Here is a 16,950-nt window from a genome sequence, read left to right as displayed (position 1 = left end):
CCGTGCAGCAGGAGCAAGGGCCTGCCGCTGCCGCCGTGGTCGCGGACCGCGATCGGCACCGCCCCCGCGCCGCTGATCATCTGGTCACCGCTCATGGTCGTCTCCCGGGTCTCGTGTGTCGAGCCGCTCGCGGATCGACGGCGTGGAGACGCCGCCGTCCGGGTGCGCGTGCAGCTTGCCGCGCCGTACGAGATCGTGGACGCCCTGACGGGTGATGCCGAGCATCGCTCCGGCGACGGCGTAGGAGACCCGCTCGGCGGACGGGTGGCCGACGCGCCGGGCGATGGCGCGGCCGAGCGGGGTGCGCCACCAGTCGGCGGGCGGGTCGAAGGCGGCGTCGCCGGGGTAGAGCACCGCGACCAGGCGCGCGCCCCTGTGGGTGGCGCGGGCCTGGTCGGGGCCCAGCAGCTCGGCGGCCCAGGCGTCGGCGTCCTGCCGCACCCGGCGGCGCATCGCCTCGATGCCCGGGTCGGCGGCCGTCACGTCGTCGCTGAGGAGGATGTCGAGCGGGTCCAGCAGCCTGCTGGTCACCAGCCGGATCAGGTCCTGTGCGAGCTCCTCCCGCTCGTGCCGTGTCACGGTGCCTCCCACGTCTCGCCCGGCCACTGCTTGACGTACGATAGCAAGTACTTGACGTGTTACGTCAAGCTGCTAATGCCAGCCTTCGACACCTCCGGGGACCGGCGCGGCCGGGTCGTAGGGGTCACGGGTGAAGATGAAGGTGTTGAGGTCGAGATGGTCGGCCGCCACCCGCAGCGTCTCACCGGCGTAGTAGCCGTCCAGGCCGAGCCAGGTGCCGTCGTCCTGCGGCGCGAATCGGGAGGCGCGCCCGGTGCCGCGCACCGGCTCGAGCGACAGGCCACCGCCGGGCAGCAGCCGCAGCAGGTAAGGGGCGGGCCCCCAGTGCCACAGGCCGGTCAGCGCCAGCAGGGCGGGGTCGGCACCCGCGGGGGTCCACTCCTGGGGCAGGCGCGGCTCGTGCTCGTCGAGGATGTCGAGCAGGTCGGTGAGCAGCCCTGGCCGCATGCCGGAGGTGGTGTTGGCCACGAACAGCGCGCCGACGCGGTCGCCGGGGTCGGCCCACACGGTCGCCAGGAAGCCGGGCATCGACCCGGTGTGCCCGGCCAGGCGGCGACCGGCGTGCCGGGTGAGCTGCAGGCCGAGCCCGTAACCGGAGGTCCAGGCGTCGCCGTCGGCGACGGTGGCGGGCTCACGCATCTCGGCGAGGGTGTCCGCCGACAGCACCCCGCCGGTGTCCCCGGCCACGAACGCCGCCCAGCGGGCCAGGTCGGTGGTGGTGGACCACAGCTGCCCGGCCGGTGACATGGCGCCGGCGTCATGCTCGGGCTCCGGCAGCAGCACGTCGGCGTAGGGGTGGACGGCGTAGCCGGTGGCGTGCGGCGGCCGCGGCCTGGCGGTGGTGTCGTCCATGCCGAGCGGGCCGAGCACCTCGGCTCGCGCCACCCGGTCCCACGGCGCGCCACGCAGGCGGGCGACCAGCTCACCGAGCAGGGAGAAGCCGATGTTGGAGTAGTGGTAGCGGCGGCCCGGCCGGTGCTTGACCTCGCCGGGGCCGACACGGGACAGCAGGTCGGCCATGTCGATGCCGGGGGTGCGCTCCCACCAGCCGGTGGGCGGCTCGGCCGTCAGGCCGCCGGTGTGCGAGAGCAGCTGAGCGATCGTGACCTCGCCGAAGCGGGTGTCGGGCAGATGCTTGCCGATCGGCTCCAGCAGGTCGATCAGGCCCTCGTCACGCAGCCGCATGACGGTCACGGCCACGACGCTCTTGGTGATCGAACCGATCCGGTACTGCGTGCCGGGCTCCGGCGGCCGCCCGTCCACCTGGCCGCGCCCGGCCTGCCACACGATCTCACCGTCGCGCACGATCGCGGCCCGCACCGAGGGGATGCGGCATTCGGCCTGTTCGACGGCGAGCCTGCGTAGCAGCGCCCGCGCCGTCTGATGTCCTACCTGACTCATGGGGGTCAAGCCTAATCCCGGCCGGACGCCCTCCCGGGTCGTTCGATGCGTTCAGGCCGGCGGGGCGGCGTCGAAGGCGTCCAGGATGAGCCGGGTGGCGTCCAGCTGCCGGTTGGTGACGCCGAGCCTGGGCACCTCGATCGGGCCCGGCCAGGTGTGGCCGCCGCCGCTGATCGTGTACAGGCGCACGCGGACACCGCCGGCACAGCCCGTCCAGGTACGCAGCCGTACCTGCGGGACGGGGGAGGAGGCGGCGGCGGGGGAGCGGCAGCCGAACGCGTCCGCCCAGCCGCCCGTCACCCGCTCCACCGGCTGCAGCGTCACCAGGTCGGCGAGCTTGCGCAGGTCGCCGGAGGCGTCGCTCAGCGGGTGCCCGCCCCGGTAGGGGACGACCCGGTCGGCGGTGCCGTGGAAGGCGACCAGCGTGGCCGGCTCCGGTCTCTGACACGGCTTGACGATGTTGACGCCGCCGACGGCCGCCACCCCGGCCAGCCTGCCGTCCAGGCCGCACACCAGGGCCGTGGCCATGGCGCCGCCGTAGGACAGGCCGGCGGCGAACTCGCGCCGCCGGTCCACGCACAGCCGCTGCTCCAGCCGGTCCAGCAGCGCCCGCAGGAAGCCGGTGTCGTCGGGGCCGAAGCCGTGCGGCAGCGTCCAGGCGAGCCGGTCCTCGGCCACCTGCGGCGTGGCCACGATGTAACCCCGGCGGACGCCCTCCCGCGGCAGGCGGCTGTAGGCGGCCTGCTCGCGGGCGTTGGAGCCGAGCCCGTGCAGGTTCAGCAGCACCGGGTGCGGGCCGTCACCCTCGGGCAGCGACAGCAGGAAGACGCGCGCCTGGCCGGCGAACTCCAGCTCGTGCCGGCCTTCCTTGAGCGGCTCGCCGCCCGCACAGCCGTCCGGCGGCGGCGCCGCAGCGGAGGAGGAGGGGCGCGCGGGCGCCGGCGCGCCGACGGCGCACCCGGCCCCGGCCAGCAGCAGCGCCGCCAGGGCCACCCTCAACACGCGTGCGAGCACCCCGGGCTACCGCTCCACCGCGCCCGCACGCTCAGGCCCGGCATGGGGCCCGGCATCGGGAGGGCCAGCATGGGGAGGCCCGGCATGGGGACGGCCGGCACCGGCGCGCGGCATGGGCATCCGACTCCTTGGCAGAGGTCAGATGAAACGCTACACGCGACCGCTGACACTCTCTCCCCGTCGCGCCCCCTTGTTTCCGGTCAAGGCCCGCATCTCACCGCCGTGGACGAGCAGGGCGTAGATGACGAGGATGTCGACGGCGATGACGATCAGCGACCAGAACGGGTACGCGGGGAACCAGGCGAAGTTGACGATGGCCTGGATCGCCGCCAGGAAGATCCCGACCGCGCGCCCCCACGCCTTGCCCCACATGACGGCCAAGCCCGCAAGGGCGACGATCACCCCGAGGACCAGGTGAGCCACACCCCAGGCCGTATAGGTGACGGGAACGGCCAGGTTGTCCGCCGTAACGACGTAGAAACCGGTGTTGAAGATGCCGACGAGCCCCATCACCGCCTGGAAGCAGCCCACCAGCACCATCGTGAAACCGGCGAACAACACCCAGCCGAGCCACCCGGTCACCCGGGGCTCCGCCTGCTGCGGCGGTTGCGCCTGGGCCGGGCCTTCACGCTGCTGCGGTACGGCCGCCGCCGGGTCCTGGGACGTCTGGCCCGCCTGCGGGTGCCGTTGCTGTGCCATGGTCGGCTCCTTTCCGCCCTGCCCTCCCTTCCATCCGGCATATCACGACACTTTCCGCAGGTGTCCTATGGCCGCGTAAACACGACGTCGCTTCGGCTTGGCCGGACGACCCGCCCCCCTCCTAGGATGACGATCATGCGTCTCACCCCCTTACTCGCGGCCCTCACCCTGTGCTCGCTCCTCTTAGCCGGCACGGCCCAGGCCGCCACCTACCCCATCCGCGACCGCGCCCTGACCGCGAACAAGCTCTACCGCAGCGGCGACCTACGGCCGAGCCAATGCACCGAACGCCAGGTCAAGCCGAACGACGTCCCCGCCGCCAAGCGCTACCTGACCACGATCGTGAACTGCCTCAACCGCTCCTGGGCCGCCCACTTCGCACAAGCCGGCCTGCCCTTCGCCAAAGCCAGGATCGGATTCATCACCAAACCACGGCGCTTCTGCGAAACAGCGTGGATCGACGCCTCGGCCAGATACTGCGACGACGAGCGGCGCTTCCTCGTCCTGCTGGACCGCGACCTGCTCAGCGAACCGTCGGACCTGTTCCTCTTCGACGTCGCCGCCCACGAATTCGGCCACCACCTGCAGAACCTCACCGGCATGGGCCGCGCCTTCGACCGCCACCCCTACAAGGGCAAGAGCGAGCTGCACGAGCAACTGCGCCGCTACGAACTGCAGGCCGAATGCCTGGCCGGCGTGTTCATCCGCAGCACCTGGGAATCCCTGGACCGCACCACCCAGGACTGGGAGACACTCCTCGACATCGACCGGAACAGCGGCGACGAGCAGAGCGAGCACCGCACCCACGGCAAGGGACGCACCATCGCCGCCTGGCTCGACAAGGGCTTCCGCTCCGGCTCACCCGCGGCGTGCAACACCTGGACGGTCCCCTCAGCCCGCGTGTCCTGACCCAGGCAGCGGCAGGCGGTAGACCGACACATGCGAAGGCGACTCGGCCGTGAAGTCGGCCCCGGCCCAGTCGGCCTGCCTGCTCTCCAGCTCGAACCCGGCCAGCTGCGCCATGAGATCCAGCTCCGAGGGCCAGATGTACCGGTGCGGGCTGCGGAACAGCTCGGCCTGCCGGCCCTCACCGAACCTGAAGTGATGCGACACGACATGCTGACGCAGCACGTCGTAGGTGTCCAGACCGATGTAGCCGGGCTCGCAGTTGCAGACCATCGCCTGCTGGCCCGGCGGCAGCCTGCGCAGCTCCGGCACCCACAGCTCCACCACGAACCGGCCCCCCGGCACCAGATGCCGGGCCGCGTTGCGGAAACACGCCACCTGCTCGGCCTGCGTGAGCAGGTTCGAGATGGTGTTGAAGACGAGATAGACGAGCGTGTACGTCCCCGGCGCGGCAGCCGTCGCCATGTCGCCGGCGACCACCGGGACCGTGGCCTCGTCCACCTTCGCCCGCAACTGCCGGATCATCGGGGCGGACAGCTCGATGCCGGTGACGGGCACCCCCCGCTCGGCCAGCGGCACGGCCACCCGGCCGGTGCCGATGGCGAACTCCAGCGCCCGCCCACCGTCCGCGAGCTCGGCGAGACGGTCCACCGTGGGGTCCAGAACCTCGGGCGCGAACATGCCGGTCCCGGGCGTGTCATATCGCTGGGCCGTCTCGGCGTCCCAGATCTCCTCCTGGCGCATGCCGTCCACCATGGCCACCGACCGCACACGATGTCCAACGATTTCCCGGCACCACCGAGAAGATCGCACCGTCCCGCCGAGCCGGAGGTGCTTCGCCGCGACCTGGACCGGATGGACAAGGCTCTCGAACGGCAGACTGACCTGCTGATCAACGAGGCGATCCAGCGATGGAGCCGGAATCGGGTCCGTGCCGGCCCCGCCGTCGAACGGACGGGGCCGGTGATGGTGGTCCGTCAGTCAGCGCAGATGGCGAAGACGCTGATCCCGACGTCGTTGCTGCCGGTCTGACGGCCGAGACCGATCCAGCCGCGTCCATCGTCGGTGGGGAACGACCCCACCAGGATGGCGGCGTTGCCGCGGGCCTCCGCGCCGCCGCCGAGGACACGCTTCGAGCCCGGGCAGTACAGCGTGCGACGCTGGAAGTTGGGGACGTTGGCGTTGGGCAGGGTGACGAGCTGGTAGCCGGGCGGTAGCGCCGAGTGGTGGGTAACCGCCACGGCGGGAGCGGATGCCTGGAGGGCTACGACGGTGGCCGCAGCACAGGCCGCCGTGGCCAGGGCGGCGAGGGAAAGGGGCAGAGACTTCTTGAATCGCACGGTCTCTCCTTGTCTGATTCCCCTGACAGACACCATGTCCGGGCAGCGCGCGGCAAGCCGGCTTTGCGGCGCTGAGCGGACGGTATGAGGTCAGGGGGAAGGGCGCTGACACGCTGAGTATCCGATCCGTTTCTCTCCGTGTCTAGAGGATGTCGAGCCGTTCTTTTGCTTCTCGACGCCCGCTCACGCTCGACCGGCCGCCTCGGCGGGGGAGAGGTGCCCGCGCGTTCATGATGGATCGTCAGCCCAGCGGCGCGGCGGTTATCCGGCTGCCTGCTCCCGGGCGGTGGACACCTGGTCGCCCAGGCGTGATCGTCCTTGGTGGAACCGCACGGCTTGCGAGGCCCTGAGCAATGGCCGCACGCTGGAGCGGTGGACATAGGCATGATCAGTCTGGTTGTCACGCTCACCATCGGCGTCGTACAGGTCTACCTCGCCTGGCAACAGCTACGCCATTCACGCAACCAGGCGACACCCCACCACACGGGCCCGGCCGAGACCACGTCGCCTCCCCCGTCGCCGCCGAGCGCCACGAGCGCCGAACCGACGCCCTCCTCCGGCTCCGCGCTACCACCCCACGACGCCCCCGCCGAACCTCCGCCCCCTCAGCGCCGCACCCCAGAGCCGCCTCCACACCCCGAACCGCCGGCGACGGAAGCGCAGGCAGGGGAATCGCGCCCATCCCCGCCACCCGACGCCCCCGTCGAGGACGACGCGCGCGGCATCATCCCCGTCCTGCTGGCCTACATCGCGCCGGCGTCCCTGTGGGTGGCGGGCCTGGTCAGCCTCGCCGCCCTCGGCTGGATCTTCGGGTACGACGACCTGGCCGAAGATTACAAGACCCCCACGGAACGCGTGCAGTTGTCCTCCAGCCTGTGGTTCATGGCGGCGGCACTCCTGATCAGCAGCACGTCGACCGGATTCACCGCGTACGCGTGGTCCCGCGAGAAGTCCATCACCGACGACAACGAGGAACGCTTCAACCTGTACGTGGCGACAGCGGTGCTCGGCCCGCCGCTCGCGGTGTGGCTCGTGATCGCCCGGCGCGCCGTGATGTTCTGATCTTCCGCCCTCCGCGGCAAGCACCGAAGCGGCTCGCAGAAGGTGTCGCGGTGTTGTAGATCTGCCCTAGTCTCATCTGGGTGGGGAGGCCCGAGGTGAGCCCGGACATGGGCTCCAGAAAAAACGTCACTGTCTTGGACGCGGTACTGGAACGCATCACCTACGCCAACGAGGAGACCGGCTACACAATCGCCCGCGTGGCCACCGCCCGCTCCGGCGCCGAGCTGCTGACCGTGGTCGGGCCGCTGCTCGGCGCGCAGGTGGGGGAGTCGCTGCAGCTCAGCGGACGCTGGACCTCCCACCCCCGCTACGGCAAGCAGTTCGAGGTGTGGTCCTACACCACCGTGCTGCCCGCCACCGTACAAGGCATCCGCCGCTACCTCGGCTCCGGCCTCATCAAGGGGATCGGCCCCAAAATGGCCGAACGGATCGTCGACCACTTCGGCACCGACACCCTGGACGTGATCGAGAACGACCCGCAGCGGCTGGTGGAAGTGCCGGGCCTCGGCCCCAAACGCACCAAGATGATCGGCGCCGCCTGGGAAGAACAGAAGATCATCAAAGAAGTGATGATCTTCCTGCAGGGAGTCGGCGTCTCCACCTCCATCGCCGTACGCATCTTCAAGCAGTACGGCGAACGCTCCATCGACATCGTCCGGGCACAACCGTACAAACTCGCCGACGACGTGTGGGGGATCGGCTTCAAGACCGCCGACACCATCGCCCAGGCCGTCGGCATCCCGCACGACAGCCCCGAACGCGTCAAAGCCGGCCTGCGCTACACCCTGTCGCAAGCCGCCGACGACGGCCACTGCTACCTGCCCGCCCCCAACCTGATCGGCGACGCCGTCAAGATCCTCGAAGTGGACGCCCCCCTGATCGCCACCTGCCTCGAAGACCTCGTCACCGAGGAAGGCGCCGTCCGCGAAGAGATCCCCACCGGCGACACCCTCGTGCCCGCCGTCTACCTGCCACCCTTCCACCGCGCCGAACTCTCCCTGGCCGGCTCCCTGCTCACCCTGCTGCACCACGGCCACGACCGGCTCAAGGCGTTCACCGACGTCGACTGGGACAAGGCCGAACACTGGCTGCACGGCCAGACCGGCGCCGAACTCGCCACCGAACAACGCCAGGCCGTCCGGCTCGCCCTCACCCACAAGGTCGCCGTCCTCACCGGCGGCCCCGGCTGCGGCAAAAGCTTCACCGTCCGCTCCATCGTCACCCTCGCCCGCGCCAAACGCGCCAAAGTGATCCTCGCCGCCCCCACCGGCCGGGCCGCCAAACGGCTCGCCGAGCTCACCGGCCACGAGGCCACCACCGTCCACCGCCTCCTGCAACTACGACCCGGCGGCGACGCCACCTTCGACCGCGACAACCCCCTCGACGCCGACCTGGTGGTCGTCGACGAGGCCTCCATGCTCGACGTCCTGCTGGCCAACAAACTCGTCAAAGCCGTCGCACCCGGCGCACACCTGCTGTTCGTCGGCGACGTCGACCAGCTGCCCTCCGTCGGCGCGGGGGAGGTGCTCAAAGACCTGCTCGCCGCCGACGACATCCCGCGCGTCCGCCTCACCCAGATCTTCCGCCAGGCCCAGGAATCCGGCGTCGTCGTCAACGCCCACCGCGTCAACACCGGACGCCACCCCGTCCTGGAAGGCATGAAGGACTTCTTCCTCTTCCCCTGCGAGGAACCGGAGGAGATCGCCGCCCTCACCGTCGACGTCGTCGCCCGCCGCATCCCGCGCACCTTCGGCCTCGACCCCCGCCGCGAGGTCCAGGTGCTCGCCCCCATGCACCGCGGCGCCGCCGGAGCCGGCGCGCTCAACATCGCCCTGCAGGAATCCCTCACCCCCGCCCGCGACGGCATGCCCGAACGCCGCTACGGCGGCCGCGTCTTCCGCATCGGCGACAAGGTCACCCAGCTGCGCAACAACTACGACAAGGGCGCCGCCGGCGTCTTCAACGGCACCGTCGGCATCGTCACCGGCATCCAGCCCGACGACAACTCCCTGACCGTCCGCACCGACGAGGACGAACAGGTCGACTACGCCTTCGACGAGCTGGACGAACTCGCCCACGCCTACGCCGTCTCCATCCACCGCTCCCAGGGCAGCGAATACCCCGCCGTGGTGATCCCCCTGGCCACCAGCGCCTGGATGATGCTGCAACGCAACCTGCTCTACACCGCCATCACCCGGGCCAAGAGACTCGTGGTGATCGTCGGCTCCCGTCGCGCCCTCGCGCAGGCCGTACGGACCAAGGGCGCCGGACGGCGGCACACGAGCCTCACCCACCGCCTGTCACAGCCCTGACCGGCCCTTCTACCACTTGACCGGGACTTGACCCAGCCCTGACCTGTGTTTTACTTCCAGAAGTGATGGAAATGTGACCGAACTCTCCCATATGATTCCGCGTCTTACATGCAGGAGCATTAAGGTTTTAGTGCGTCTGTCATAGCGGGGAGAGGTTCGAGTTGAACGTTGAGACCGGCTGGAGGAAGGTCGTCGCAGGCGTGGCCCTGGCCACCGCGACAACCCTCACCGCCTCATGCTCCGGCGCCGCCCCCGGATCGGGCCAGGCCGCCGACGGCGACGCGACGATCTCGGCCACCCCCCAAGCCCCCACCATCGCCATCACCCCCCAAGAGGGCAGCACCAAGGTCAGCCCAGGCAAGAGGATCATCGTCACCGCCGCCGGCGGCACCCTGGACGAGGTCGTGGTCGAAGGCGACGGCGAACAGATCGAAGGCAAGTACAACACCGACAAGACTCGGTGGATCTCCAAGACCCCACTGAAGCCGTCGGCCGACTACAACGTCACCGCCAAATCCGGCGTCACCACCGCCGCCAGCACCTTCACCACGCAAAAACCCGAACGCGTCCTGGAGATCGCCGACGTCACCCCCAACGTCAAGGGCGAGAAGGTCGGCGTCGGCATGCCGATCATGGTCAGGTTCACCCAGCCCATCACCAACAAGGCCGCCGTCGAACGCGCCCTCAAGGTCGAATCCGAAAAGCCCGTCGACGGCGCCTGGCGGTGGATCGACGACAAATACGCCATCTACCGCCCCGCCAAGTACTGGTCCGCCCACCAGACGGTCACCTTCAACGCCGACCTCGACGGCGTCAAAGCAGGCCAGGGCCTGTGGGGGATGAAGGACTACGACTACAGCATGAAGATCGGCGCGAAGATGGTCTCCAAGGTGGCCGCCGACAAGCACATGATGTACGTCTACAAGGACGGCAAACGCGTCGAGACGATGCGCATCAGCGCTGGCATGGCCACCACCCGCGAATACACCACCACCTCCGGCGTCCACCTCACCATGGAGCGCGCCAGCCCGGTCCGCATGATCTCACCCGGCCGCAAGAAGGGCGACCCCGGCTACTACGACGTCATGATCGACCACGCCGTCCGCATCTCCAACAGCGGCGAGTACGTCCACGCCAAGAACAACGTGTGGGCCCAAGGCGTCCGCAACGTCAGCCACGGCTGCATCAACGCCCGCCCCGACCAGGCCAAGTGGTACTTCGACAACTTCCAGCGCGGCGACATCGTCGAGATCACCGGCACCGACCGCGAACTCGAATGGAACAACGGCTGGGGCTACTGGCAGATGTCGTTCAAGCAGTGGAAGAAGGGCAGCGCCCTCGACGGCGACGACGCCTGACCACCCCACCCGACCTCACCCCTGCCGGCCTCACGCCGCACCCTCCGGCCCGGCGCCCTCCGCGATGATGCCCAGCACCAAGCGGACCGCCGGGCCGACCGCCGCCCGCACCGGCGCGCTCAACTCCTCCCCAGATGAGCCCTCCGGCACCCCGGCCCCCACACCTGCCGGCTCACAGCACACCACCACCACCCGATCCGGAACCCCGCCCAGCTCGGCCGCCCGCCGCAGCACCCCCACCGGATCCACACCACGCGCCGGCCCCGCCCCGCCCCAATCCGGCAGATCCGACCCCGGCAGATCCGCACGCGGCTGATCCACCCCCACCACCGTGATCGTCCCCGGCACCCGCCCCCGCACCGCCGCGTCCACGATCACCGCCAGGTCATAGCCCCGCCGCAACGCACCCGCCAGCTCCCCGCCACGCACACCGAAGTCGACCACGTCCACACCCGCCCGCCGCACCCCGGCGAGCCGCCGCACCACCTCGACCCCGAACCCGTCATCCCCCAAGAAGACGTCACCCACCCCCGCCACCAGAATCCGAGCCGCCCCCTCCACACCCGGCTCAAACCCCCGGCGCTCCCGCAACCCCATCCCTCACCCCCCGCACCCGGCACACCCCCACAGCGACGCCTACCGAGGTGCCTACCGCACCACAGCCACCATCTAACCCCGCACCGCCCGCCCCCAGCGGACCCTCGTCATCCGGCCCCAGCGGCGTGTCCCCATCGACATCCCAACCCGAACCTCCACCTTCGGAAACCGAACCGGACTGTGCCCCATACTCCCGCGCGGCACCCAACCCCGGGGTGGCGGGAGGCCGGTGGCGTGGACAACCGACCTGACGGGTCAGGGGCCTTACAGGGGACGTCGTGCGGAGTCCACAGCTGAGTGCGAGGCCCATTCTGACGACGGAGCGGAACGGCTCGTCCGGCGACACGGAACCACCGACTCCAGCCGGCTCACAGCACCGTCAACTGCGACGAACGAGGCTCCCGCGGCACCGCCCCCACCGGCCCCACCGCCACCCCATAACCCCGGCACAACTGCCCGATCTGCCCAAGAATGCGCTGCTCATAGCCGGGGGAGGGGAGCCCCGACCGGTCGTACAACTCCTCATAACGCGCCACCAACTCCGGATGCGCCCGCCCCAGCCACTCCACGAACCACCCCCGCGTCCCCACCGGCAACCGCAACACCACCGGCTCCACCGCCACCGCCCCCGCAGCCGCGATCCGCCGCACCGTCGCCGCCAGCTGATCCGCCCCATCACTCAGCAACGGCAACACCGGAGCCATCAGCACCCGGCACTCCACCCCCGCCTCCACCAGCGACGACACCAACTCCAACCGCGCCTGCGCACCCACCGCACCCGGCTCCACCGTCCGCCGGATCCGCTCGTCCACGAACGCGATCGACACCGCCACCTGCGCACCCACCTCCGCCAGCAGCGCAGCGTCACGCAACACCAGCGGACTCTTCGTATACACCGTGAACGGCACCCCCGCCCCCGCCAGCGCCGCCACGACCCCCGGCATCAACCGGTACGTACGCTCCGCCTCCTGATAACAGTCACCACTCACCCCCACCGCCAGCGCCTCACCACCCCACCGGCCCAACTCCGCACGCAACCGCTCCACCGCGTTCGCCTTCACCACGACCCGCGTGTCGAAATCAGCCCCCGCGTCCAACCCCAGCCGGCGATGCCCCGCGCGGGCACCGCAACCGCGGCAGGCATGGGCGCAACCACGGTAGGGGGACACCGCCCACCGCTGCGCGATGCCCGCGGACTGCGGCACCCGCTCGATCATCGTGCGAGCCTGCATCTCATAGAACCCGCCACGCACCACGGCCCGCCGCTCGATCAGCGGCCGCTCATCGACGGCGTCCACCAGAGGTAACGCATCCCAGCCCACCCACCAAGTGGAACACGCATTCGACTCCCATTTCAAGCCGACACCCACCCCACATAAACTGACACCCACGTACCACTCCACCGGAAGGGCCCCATGCCCTGGCTCCTGCTCGCCCTCGCCATCGCCTGCGAAGTCACCGCCACCACCGCACTCAAACTCAGCGACGGCTTCACCCACCTCGGCTGGACCACCCTCACCGCCCTCGGCTACATCGCCTCCTTCACCCTCCTGTCCCAAGCACTCAAACTCCAGCTCGACATGGGCACCGCCTACGCCGTCTGGGCCGGCGCCGGCACCGCCGTCATCGCCCTCATCGGCGCCGCCTTCATGGGCGAAACCCTCACCCCACTCAAAATCGGCGGCATCCTCCTCATCATCGGCGGCGTCGTCGTCCTCAACCTCGCAGGCGCCCACTGACACCCGCACCAAAACGCCTCGCACCCCGCCCGACCAGCGCCCTACACTGCCCCCGTGCTGAAACCCCACTACCCGATCACCACCGACCGCCTCCTCCTGCGCCCCTTCACCCCCCACGACCTCCACCCCCTGCACGCCTACGAATCCCGCCCCGACGTCACCCGCCACCTCTACTGGGGACCACGCGACCTCGACACCACCCGCGCCTTCCTCGACAAGAAGATCACCCGCACCGCCCTCCTGCAGGAAGGCGACGCCGTCGACCTCGCCATCACCCTCCCCGGCACCGGCGACCTCATCGGCAACTGCCTGCTCATCTGGACCAGCCAGGAACACCGCCAAGGCGAGATCGGCTACATCCTCAACCCCACCCACCACGGCCACGGCTACGCCCCCGAAGCCGCCCGCGAAATGCTCCGCCTCGGCTTCGAACACCTCGGCCTGCACCGCATCATCGGCCGCCTCGACGCCCGCAACACCGCCTCCGCCCGCGTCCTGGAAAAACTCGGCATGCGCCGCGAAGCCCACCTCATCGACAACGAACGCGTCAAAGGCGAATGGTCCTCAGAAATGGTCTACGCCATGCTCGAAACCGAATGGACCCCATGACCATCCACCACCTCGCACTCCACACCGACTGGACCCACGCCCAGAACACGGGGGAGTACCGCATCTCCACCCTCGGCCGCACCCTCGACCAAGAAGGCTTCATCCACTGCAGCCGCGACCTCGACCAACTCCACGGCGTCCACACCGCCTTCTACGGCCACCTCACCGAACCCCTGCTCATCCTCGACATCGACCCCACCGGCCTCGACATCCGCACCGAGAACGGCTACCCCCACCTGTACGGGCCCCTACCCATCACCGCCGTCACCGCCACCCACCCCTACACCCGCCCCGCACCCATGAACCCCCGAGACGCCGCCCAGCGCTTCGCCGACACCTGGCAACACGGCTGGACCCACCACGACACCGACGCCATCATCGCCCTCTACAGCGACGACGCCGTCCACACCTCCATGCCGTTCAGACCCCCGCACCACGGCAAACAAGCCATCGCCGACTACATCCGCTGGTCCTTCACCGGCGAAAGCGCACCCCACGTCACCTTCACCACCCCCCTCGTCGACGGCGACCGAGCCGCCATCGAATTCCGGGTCCACGCACAAGAAAACGACCAGCCCGTCACCATCGCAGGCTGCGTATTCGCCCGCTTCAACCGTGACGGCCTGGCCGTACAGACCCGCGACTACTGGCACACCACCCAAGGCCACCAGTAGAAAACTCAGCAAACCCGTTCATCAACGCCACCGCCCCACCCGACGGCGGCACCTCAACGCGAAACATGCACTCCCGGAGCCACCGGAATCTGCTGCCCCCGCACCGGACCGGCCGGCGGCACCGGACGCAACTGCTCCTCCTGGTGCTGCTGCTGCGGCTGCTGAGCCGACAGGCCCCGCTCACCCAGCCCACGCCGCTCGGCGCAGCCACCCCCGCAGTAGCCATTCGTCACGATCAACCGCCCACGCAGTGGCGTGTACGCCTCACGGCCCGATGCCGGGAGAACCCCCTGGCACACCTGACATAACACAGACTCGTTCCCCACGTGCTGCTCCTCTCGCGGCGCGATAGCAGAAGACCACCCTAAACGCCACACAGAGCCAACGACAGTGAATCAACGACAAGTCAGAGCCGCTGTCAAGCACACAGCGCATCTAACGGCGCAATCACGCAAACCAGGGGAGTGACCCCCAGAACCCCACCCAAGATCTCGAAAGGCCCTGACAATACCCACAGTGACCAGCCCTGACACCTCCGACACAAGAGTCACCAACTCTCACACGGATCCGTCACCACCACCCGACAAACCACAGATCCCATCGGAACGCTCACGCACCGTGAGGTAACGCATCTCACAGGACCCGAATCCGGCAGGCCCAAAACAGCCATATCTGACCAACATCGACTCGCTGCCGACAATCGGACCGGCACACCGCAGGGGAGCCCCACCCCCTTCCGAAACCGCGCTACTTGACATAATGTCCATTATCAAGCAACCGCAGAGGCGCCGATCCACTCCGCACAGACGCCTGACATATCCGGATCCCGCACGATACGATCCCGCCCATGCCCATGGGAATCTCGGTGATGGAACTGCTGGCCATCGGCATCTTCCTCGTCGGCGCCATCGCCATCACCATGAGCGTCGTGATCAACCGCCGACGCGCAGGCATCACGAAAGCACCCCCGTACGCACCCGAGGAACTCGACGGCGCTCTACGCGAGCTGATCAGGCGAGACAGAAAGATCCAAGCGATCAAACTCCTGCGCGAGCACACCGGCATGGGCCTCAAACAGGCCAAGGACGCCATCGACGGACTCGCCGCCGGCCGCCCCCTCCACCCGCCCGTCACCCAGCAGCACGCCCCACCCCAGGAAGACCTCGCCACCCGGGTACGCCGCCTCAAGGAGTCCGGCCGCACCGAGCAGGCCGTCTTCCTGGTACGCGGCGAGACCGGCATGGACGAGGCCGGCGCCACCCTGTTCGTCGACAGCCTGTGACCGTACGGGCTTACTGGCGAAACCGCCTCTGATCCGCACGCCGGAACGGCGATACGATCGAGACATGCCCAGCCTGGCGATCTCCACCGGCGGTCTCGTCGCCCTCACTGTCGTCGTCACAGCGGCGATCATCCTGCTGATCGTCCTGGCCGTGCGGCTCACCCGCAACCCCCGCAACAGCCCCACCCCCAACCCGGGCCTGGTCGACCAGGCGCGCGAGATGAAGGCGATGGGTCAAATCCAGGAAGCCGTCTTCCTCGTACGCGGCGAGACCGGCATGAGCCACCGCGCGGCCACCCGTTTCGTCAACCGCCTTTAACCACACCAAATCGCCACAAAAGCACCCATACCAGACAGAAGCTGGATTCTGTCTGGTATGGCTTCCCTCGGCCACGGCGGCTGACGGCACCACGTTCGCCATGCCATGCCCGGCACACGAGATCTCCCGCAGAGCCACGAGGCGCCCCTACGCCCGCCCGCACCCGGCGGATGGCGGGTCGGCAAAGCGTTCGCAGGACCCCTTTTCCTCCAGGCACTCCCCCGGCGCCCTATCGGCACAGTGATCTTCAACGCCCAGAATGTCGCCCACAAAAGACCCTCCCCGCTCCGGCCGCGCGTTTCCGCAGAGAAGAGAGCTGCTGCGGATCCACCTCCTTCTGACCCCGCCCGCGGTCCCGTCGGAGAACGTTCGACGCCGCCCGTGCCGCGATCGAGCCGGACACACGAAGGGGGACGACCATGACCAGACAGCGCCGCAGAGGCACACCCGTTACCTCGGCGACCTGATCGACGAAGCGTTCGACCGCGCCAGTAGCGTCGAGCATGACCTGCGCCGTGCCGCGCGTACGGCGGCTTGGGCGTCGGCTCCCCCTCCGGGCGCAGGGTCCGCACCTGACGCGCCGGCCCTTCCACCGCCCTGCTCAGGTCGTCCAGCCGCTCGGCCACATCGTCCTCACGACGAGACCGCGACCGACCACCATGCCGGCCCGGCCGACCACCCCCGCAGCCCAGCCGCAGCTCGGACAGCGTATCGATGATGTCCGCGTACTCGTCCATCGTGCGCTCCGTCCCGCTCCCGTCCGATAGGCCCGGAACGGACGATCCGCACGCAGATCCTCCGACAACTCCTCCAGACGATGACGACGTCGATCGTGAGGACAACGACGAGGGTACGAACCGGGTAAAGGGACGCGGTGGGCTCCGGGCCGGCCGATGTTCCTGAGGGGCGGTGGGGGCCAGGCGGTTGCGCCGCTCGGCCGGCTCTTCGATCTGGACGAGCGGTGTCCGGTGACGGTTCGCGGGTGGGGTCGTACGGAGGGTGGGGGTTTTCGGTCGTGTGGCGCGTTGAGGTGAGATGCGAAGTTTCGCCACACTTCGC

General features: G+C 69.4%; 17 protein-coding genes. 9 read left to right on the top strand and 8 right to left on the bottom strand.

Features of this window, described 5'->3' with window-relative positions:
* Window positions 1-84: 84 nt before the first annotated feature.
* The 4 genes from ACIBQX_RS42290 to ACIBQX_RS42275 all read right to left on the bottom strand — a co-directional run bounded on the left by ACIBQX_RS42290 (window position 85) and on the right by ACIBQX_RS42275 (window position 3,693).
* On the bottom strand, window positions 85-579 hold the full coding sequence (locus tag ACIBQX_RS42290; protein ID WP_397014897.1) for a hypothetical protein: 495 nt from the start codon (window positions 577-579) through the stop codon (window positions 85-87).
* Between the two features lie 72 nt (window positions 580-651).
* Window positions 652-1,980 (bottom strand): serine hydrolase domain-containing protein, encoded by a 1,329-nt coding sequence (locus tag ACIBQX_RS42285; protein WP_397014895.1) that lies wholly within the window; start codon window positions 1,978-1,980, stop codon window positions 652-654.
* A gap of 51 nt (window positions 1,981-2,031) precedes the next feature.
* Window positions 2,032-2,982: an alpha/beta hydrolase family esterase gene (locus tag ACIBQX_RS42280; protein ID WP_397014893.1), complete on the bottom strand. Its 951-nt coding sequence runs from the start codon at window positions 2,980-2,982 to the stop codon at window positions 2,032-2,034.
* Window positions 2,983-3,144: 162 nt separating this feature from the next.
* A complete protein-coding gene (locus tag ACIBQX_RS42275; RefSeq protein WP_397014891.1) occupies window positions 3,145-3,693 on the bottom strand; it encodes a hypothetical protein in 549 nt (182 codons plus the stop codon).
* A gap of 135 nt (window positions 3,694-3,828) precedes the next feature.
* On the opposite strand from ACIBQX_RS42275, the gene ACIBQX_RS42270 reads away from it, so the two are divergent.
* Complete coding sequence (locus ACIBQX_RS42270) at window positions 3,829-4,602, top strand: neutral zinc metallopeptidase (protein WP_397014889.1); 774 nt, start codon at window positions 3,829-3,831, stop codon at window positions 4,600-4,602.
* On the opposite strand, the gene ACIBQX_RS42265 is transcribed toward ACIBQX_RS42270, so the two are convergent.
* Both ACIBQX_RS42265 and ACIBQX_RS42260 read right to left on the bottom strand, forming a co-directional pair.
* Complete coding sequence (locus ACIBQX_RS42265; RefSeq protein ID WP_397015144.1) at window positions 4,585-5,343, bottom strand: class I SAM-dependent methyltransferase; 759 nt, start codon at window positions 5,341-5,343, stop codon at window positions 4,585-4,587. The genes ACIBQX_RS42270 and ACIBQX_RS42265 overlap by 18 nt on opposite strands.
* A gap of 233 nt (window positions 5,344-5,576) precedes the next feature.
* Entirely contained in the window at window positions 5,577-5,939 is a 363-nt protein-coding gene (locus tag ACIBQX_RS42260) for a hypothetical protein (RefSeq protein WP_397014887.1), read from the bottom strand.
* 384 nt (window positions 5,940-6,323) lie between these two features.
* On the opposite strand from ACIBQX_RS42260, the gene ACIBQX_RS42255 reads away from it, so the two are divergent.
* The 3 genes from ACIBQX_RS42255 (at window position 6,324) to ACIBQX_RS42245 (ending at window position 10,671) form a co-directional block, all read left to right on the top strand.
* Window positions 6,324-7,001, top strand: coding sequence for a hypothetical protein (locus ACIBQX_RS42255; RefSeq protein ID WP_397014885.1), 678 nt, complete (start codon window positions 6,324-6,326; stop codon window positions 6,999-7,001).
* A 107-nt stretch (window positions 7,002-7,108) separates the two neighbouring features.
* Entirely contained in the window at window positions 7,109-9,313 is a 2,205-nt protein-coding gene (locus ACIBQX_RS42250) for an ATP-dependent RecD-like DNA helicase (protein ID WP_397014883.1), read from the top strand.
* A gap of 161 nt (window positions 9,314-9,474) precedes the next feature.
* On the top strand, window positions 9,475-10,671 hold the full coding sequence (locus tag ACIBQX_RS42245; RefSeq protein ID WP_397014881.1) for an Ig-like domain-containing protein: 1,197 nt from the start codon (window positions 9,475-9,477) through the stop codon (window positions 10,669-10,671).
* A gap of 30 nt (window positions 10,672-10,701) precedes the next feature.
* On the opposite strand, the gene ACIBQX_RS42240 is transcribed toward ACIBQX_RS42245, so the two are convergent.
* Window positions 10,702-11,199: a hydrogenase maturation protease gene (locus ACIBQX_RS42240; RefSeq protein ID WP_397014879.1), complete on the bottom strand. Its 498-nt coding sequence runs from the start codon at window positions 11,197-11,199 to the stop codon at window positions 10,702-10,704.
* 437 nt (window positions 11,200-11,636) lie between these two features.
* Entirely contained in the window at window positions 11,637-12,566 is a 930-nt protein-coding gene (locus ACIBQX_RS42235; protein ID WP_397014877.1) for a radical SAM protein, read from the bottom strand.
* A 117-nt stretch (window positions 12,567-12,683) separates the two neighbouring features.
* On the opposite strand from ACIBQX_RS42235, the gene ACIBQX_RS42230 reads away from it, so the two are divergent.
* The 5 genes from ACIBQX_RS42230 (at window position 12,684) to ACIBQX_RS42210 (ending at window position 15,891) form a co-directional block, all read left to right on the top strand.
* Entirely contained in the window at window positions 12,684-13,007 is a 324-nt protein-coding gene (locus ACIBQX_RS42230) for a DMT family transporter (RefSeq protein WP_397014875.1), read from the top strand.
* A 54-nt stretch (window positions 13,008-13,061) separates the two neighbouring features.
* On the top strand, window positions 13,062-13,616 hold the full coding sequence (locus tag ACIBQX_RS42225) for a GNAT family N-acetyltransferase (protein ID WP_397014872.1): 555 nt from the start codon (window positions 13,062-13,064) through the stop codon (window positions 13,614-13,616).
* Window positions 13,613-14,290: a DUF952 domain-containing protein gene (locus ACIBQX_RS42220; protein WP_397014870.1), complete on the top strand. Its 678-nt coding sequence runs from the start codon at window positions 13,613-13,615 to the stop codon at window positions 14,288-14,290. The genes ACIBQX_RS42225 and ACIBQX_RS42220 overlap by 4 nt, the downstream gene beginning before the upstream one ends.
* Window positions 14,291-15,137: 847 nt before the next feature.
* Entirely contained in the window at window positions 15,138-15,572 is a 435-nt protein-coding gene (locus tag ACIBQX_RS42215) for a ribosomal protein L7/L12 (RefSeq protein ID WP_397014868.1), read from the top strand.
* Window positions 15,573-15,636: 64 nt separating this feature from the next.
* The gene (locus ACIBQX_RS42210) at window positions 15,637-15,891 is read left to right on the top strand and encodes a hypothetical protein (protein ID WP_397014866.1); all 255 of its coding nucleotides are present in this window, start codon (window positions 15,637-15,639) and stop codon (window positions 15,889-15,891) included.
* Window positions 15,892-16,950 lie beyond the last annotated feature (1,059 nt).

This window comes from Nonomuraea sp. NPDC049714, from assembly GCF_044465295.1.
GTDB lineage: Bacteria > Actinomycetota > Actinomycetes > Streptosporangiales > Streptosporangiaceae > Nonomuraea.
Note: the sequence above shows the minus strand (reverse complement) of the source record. Positions and strands in the feature narration are given on the sequence as shown.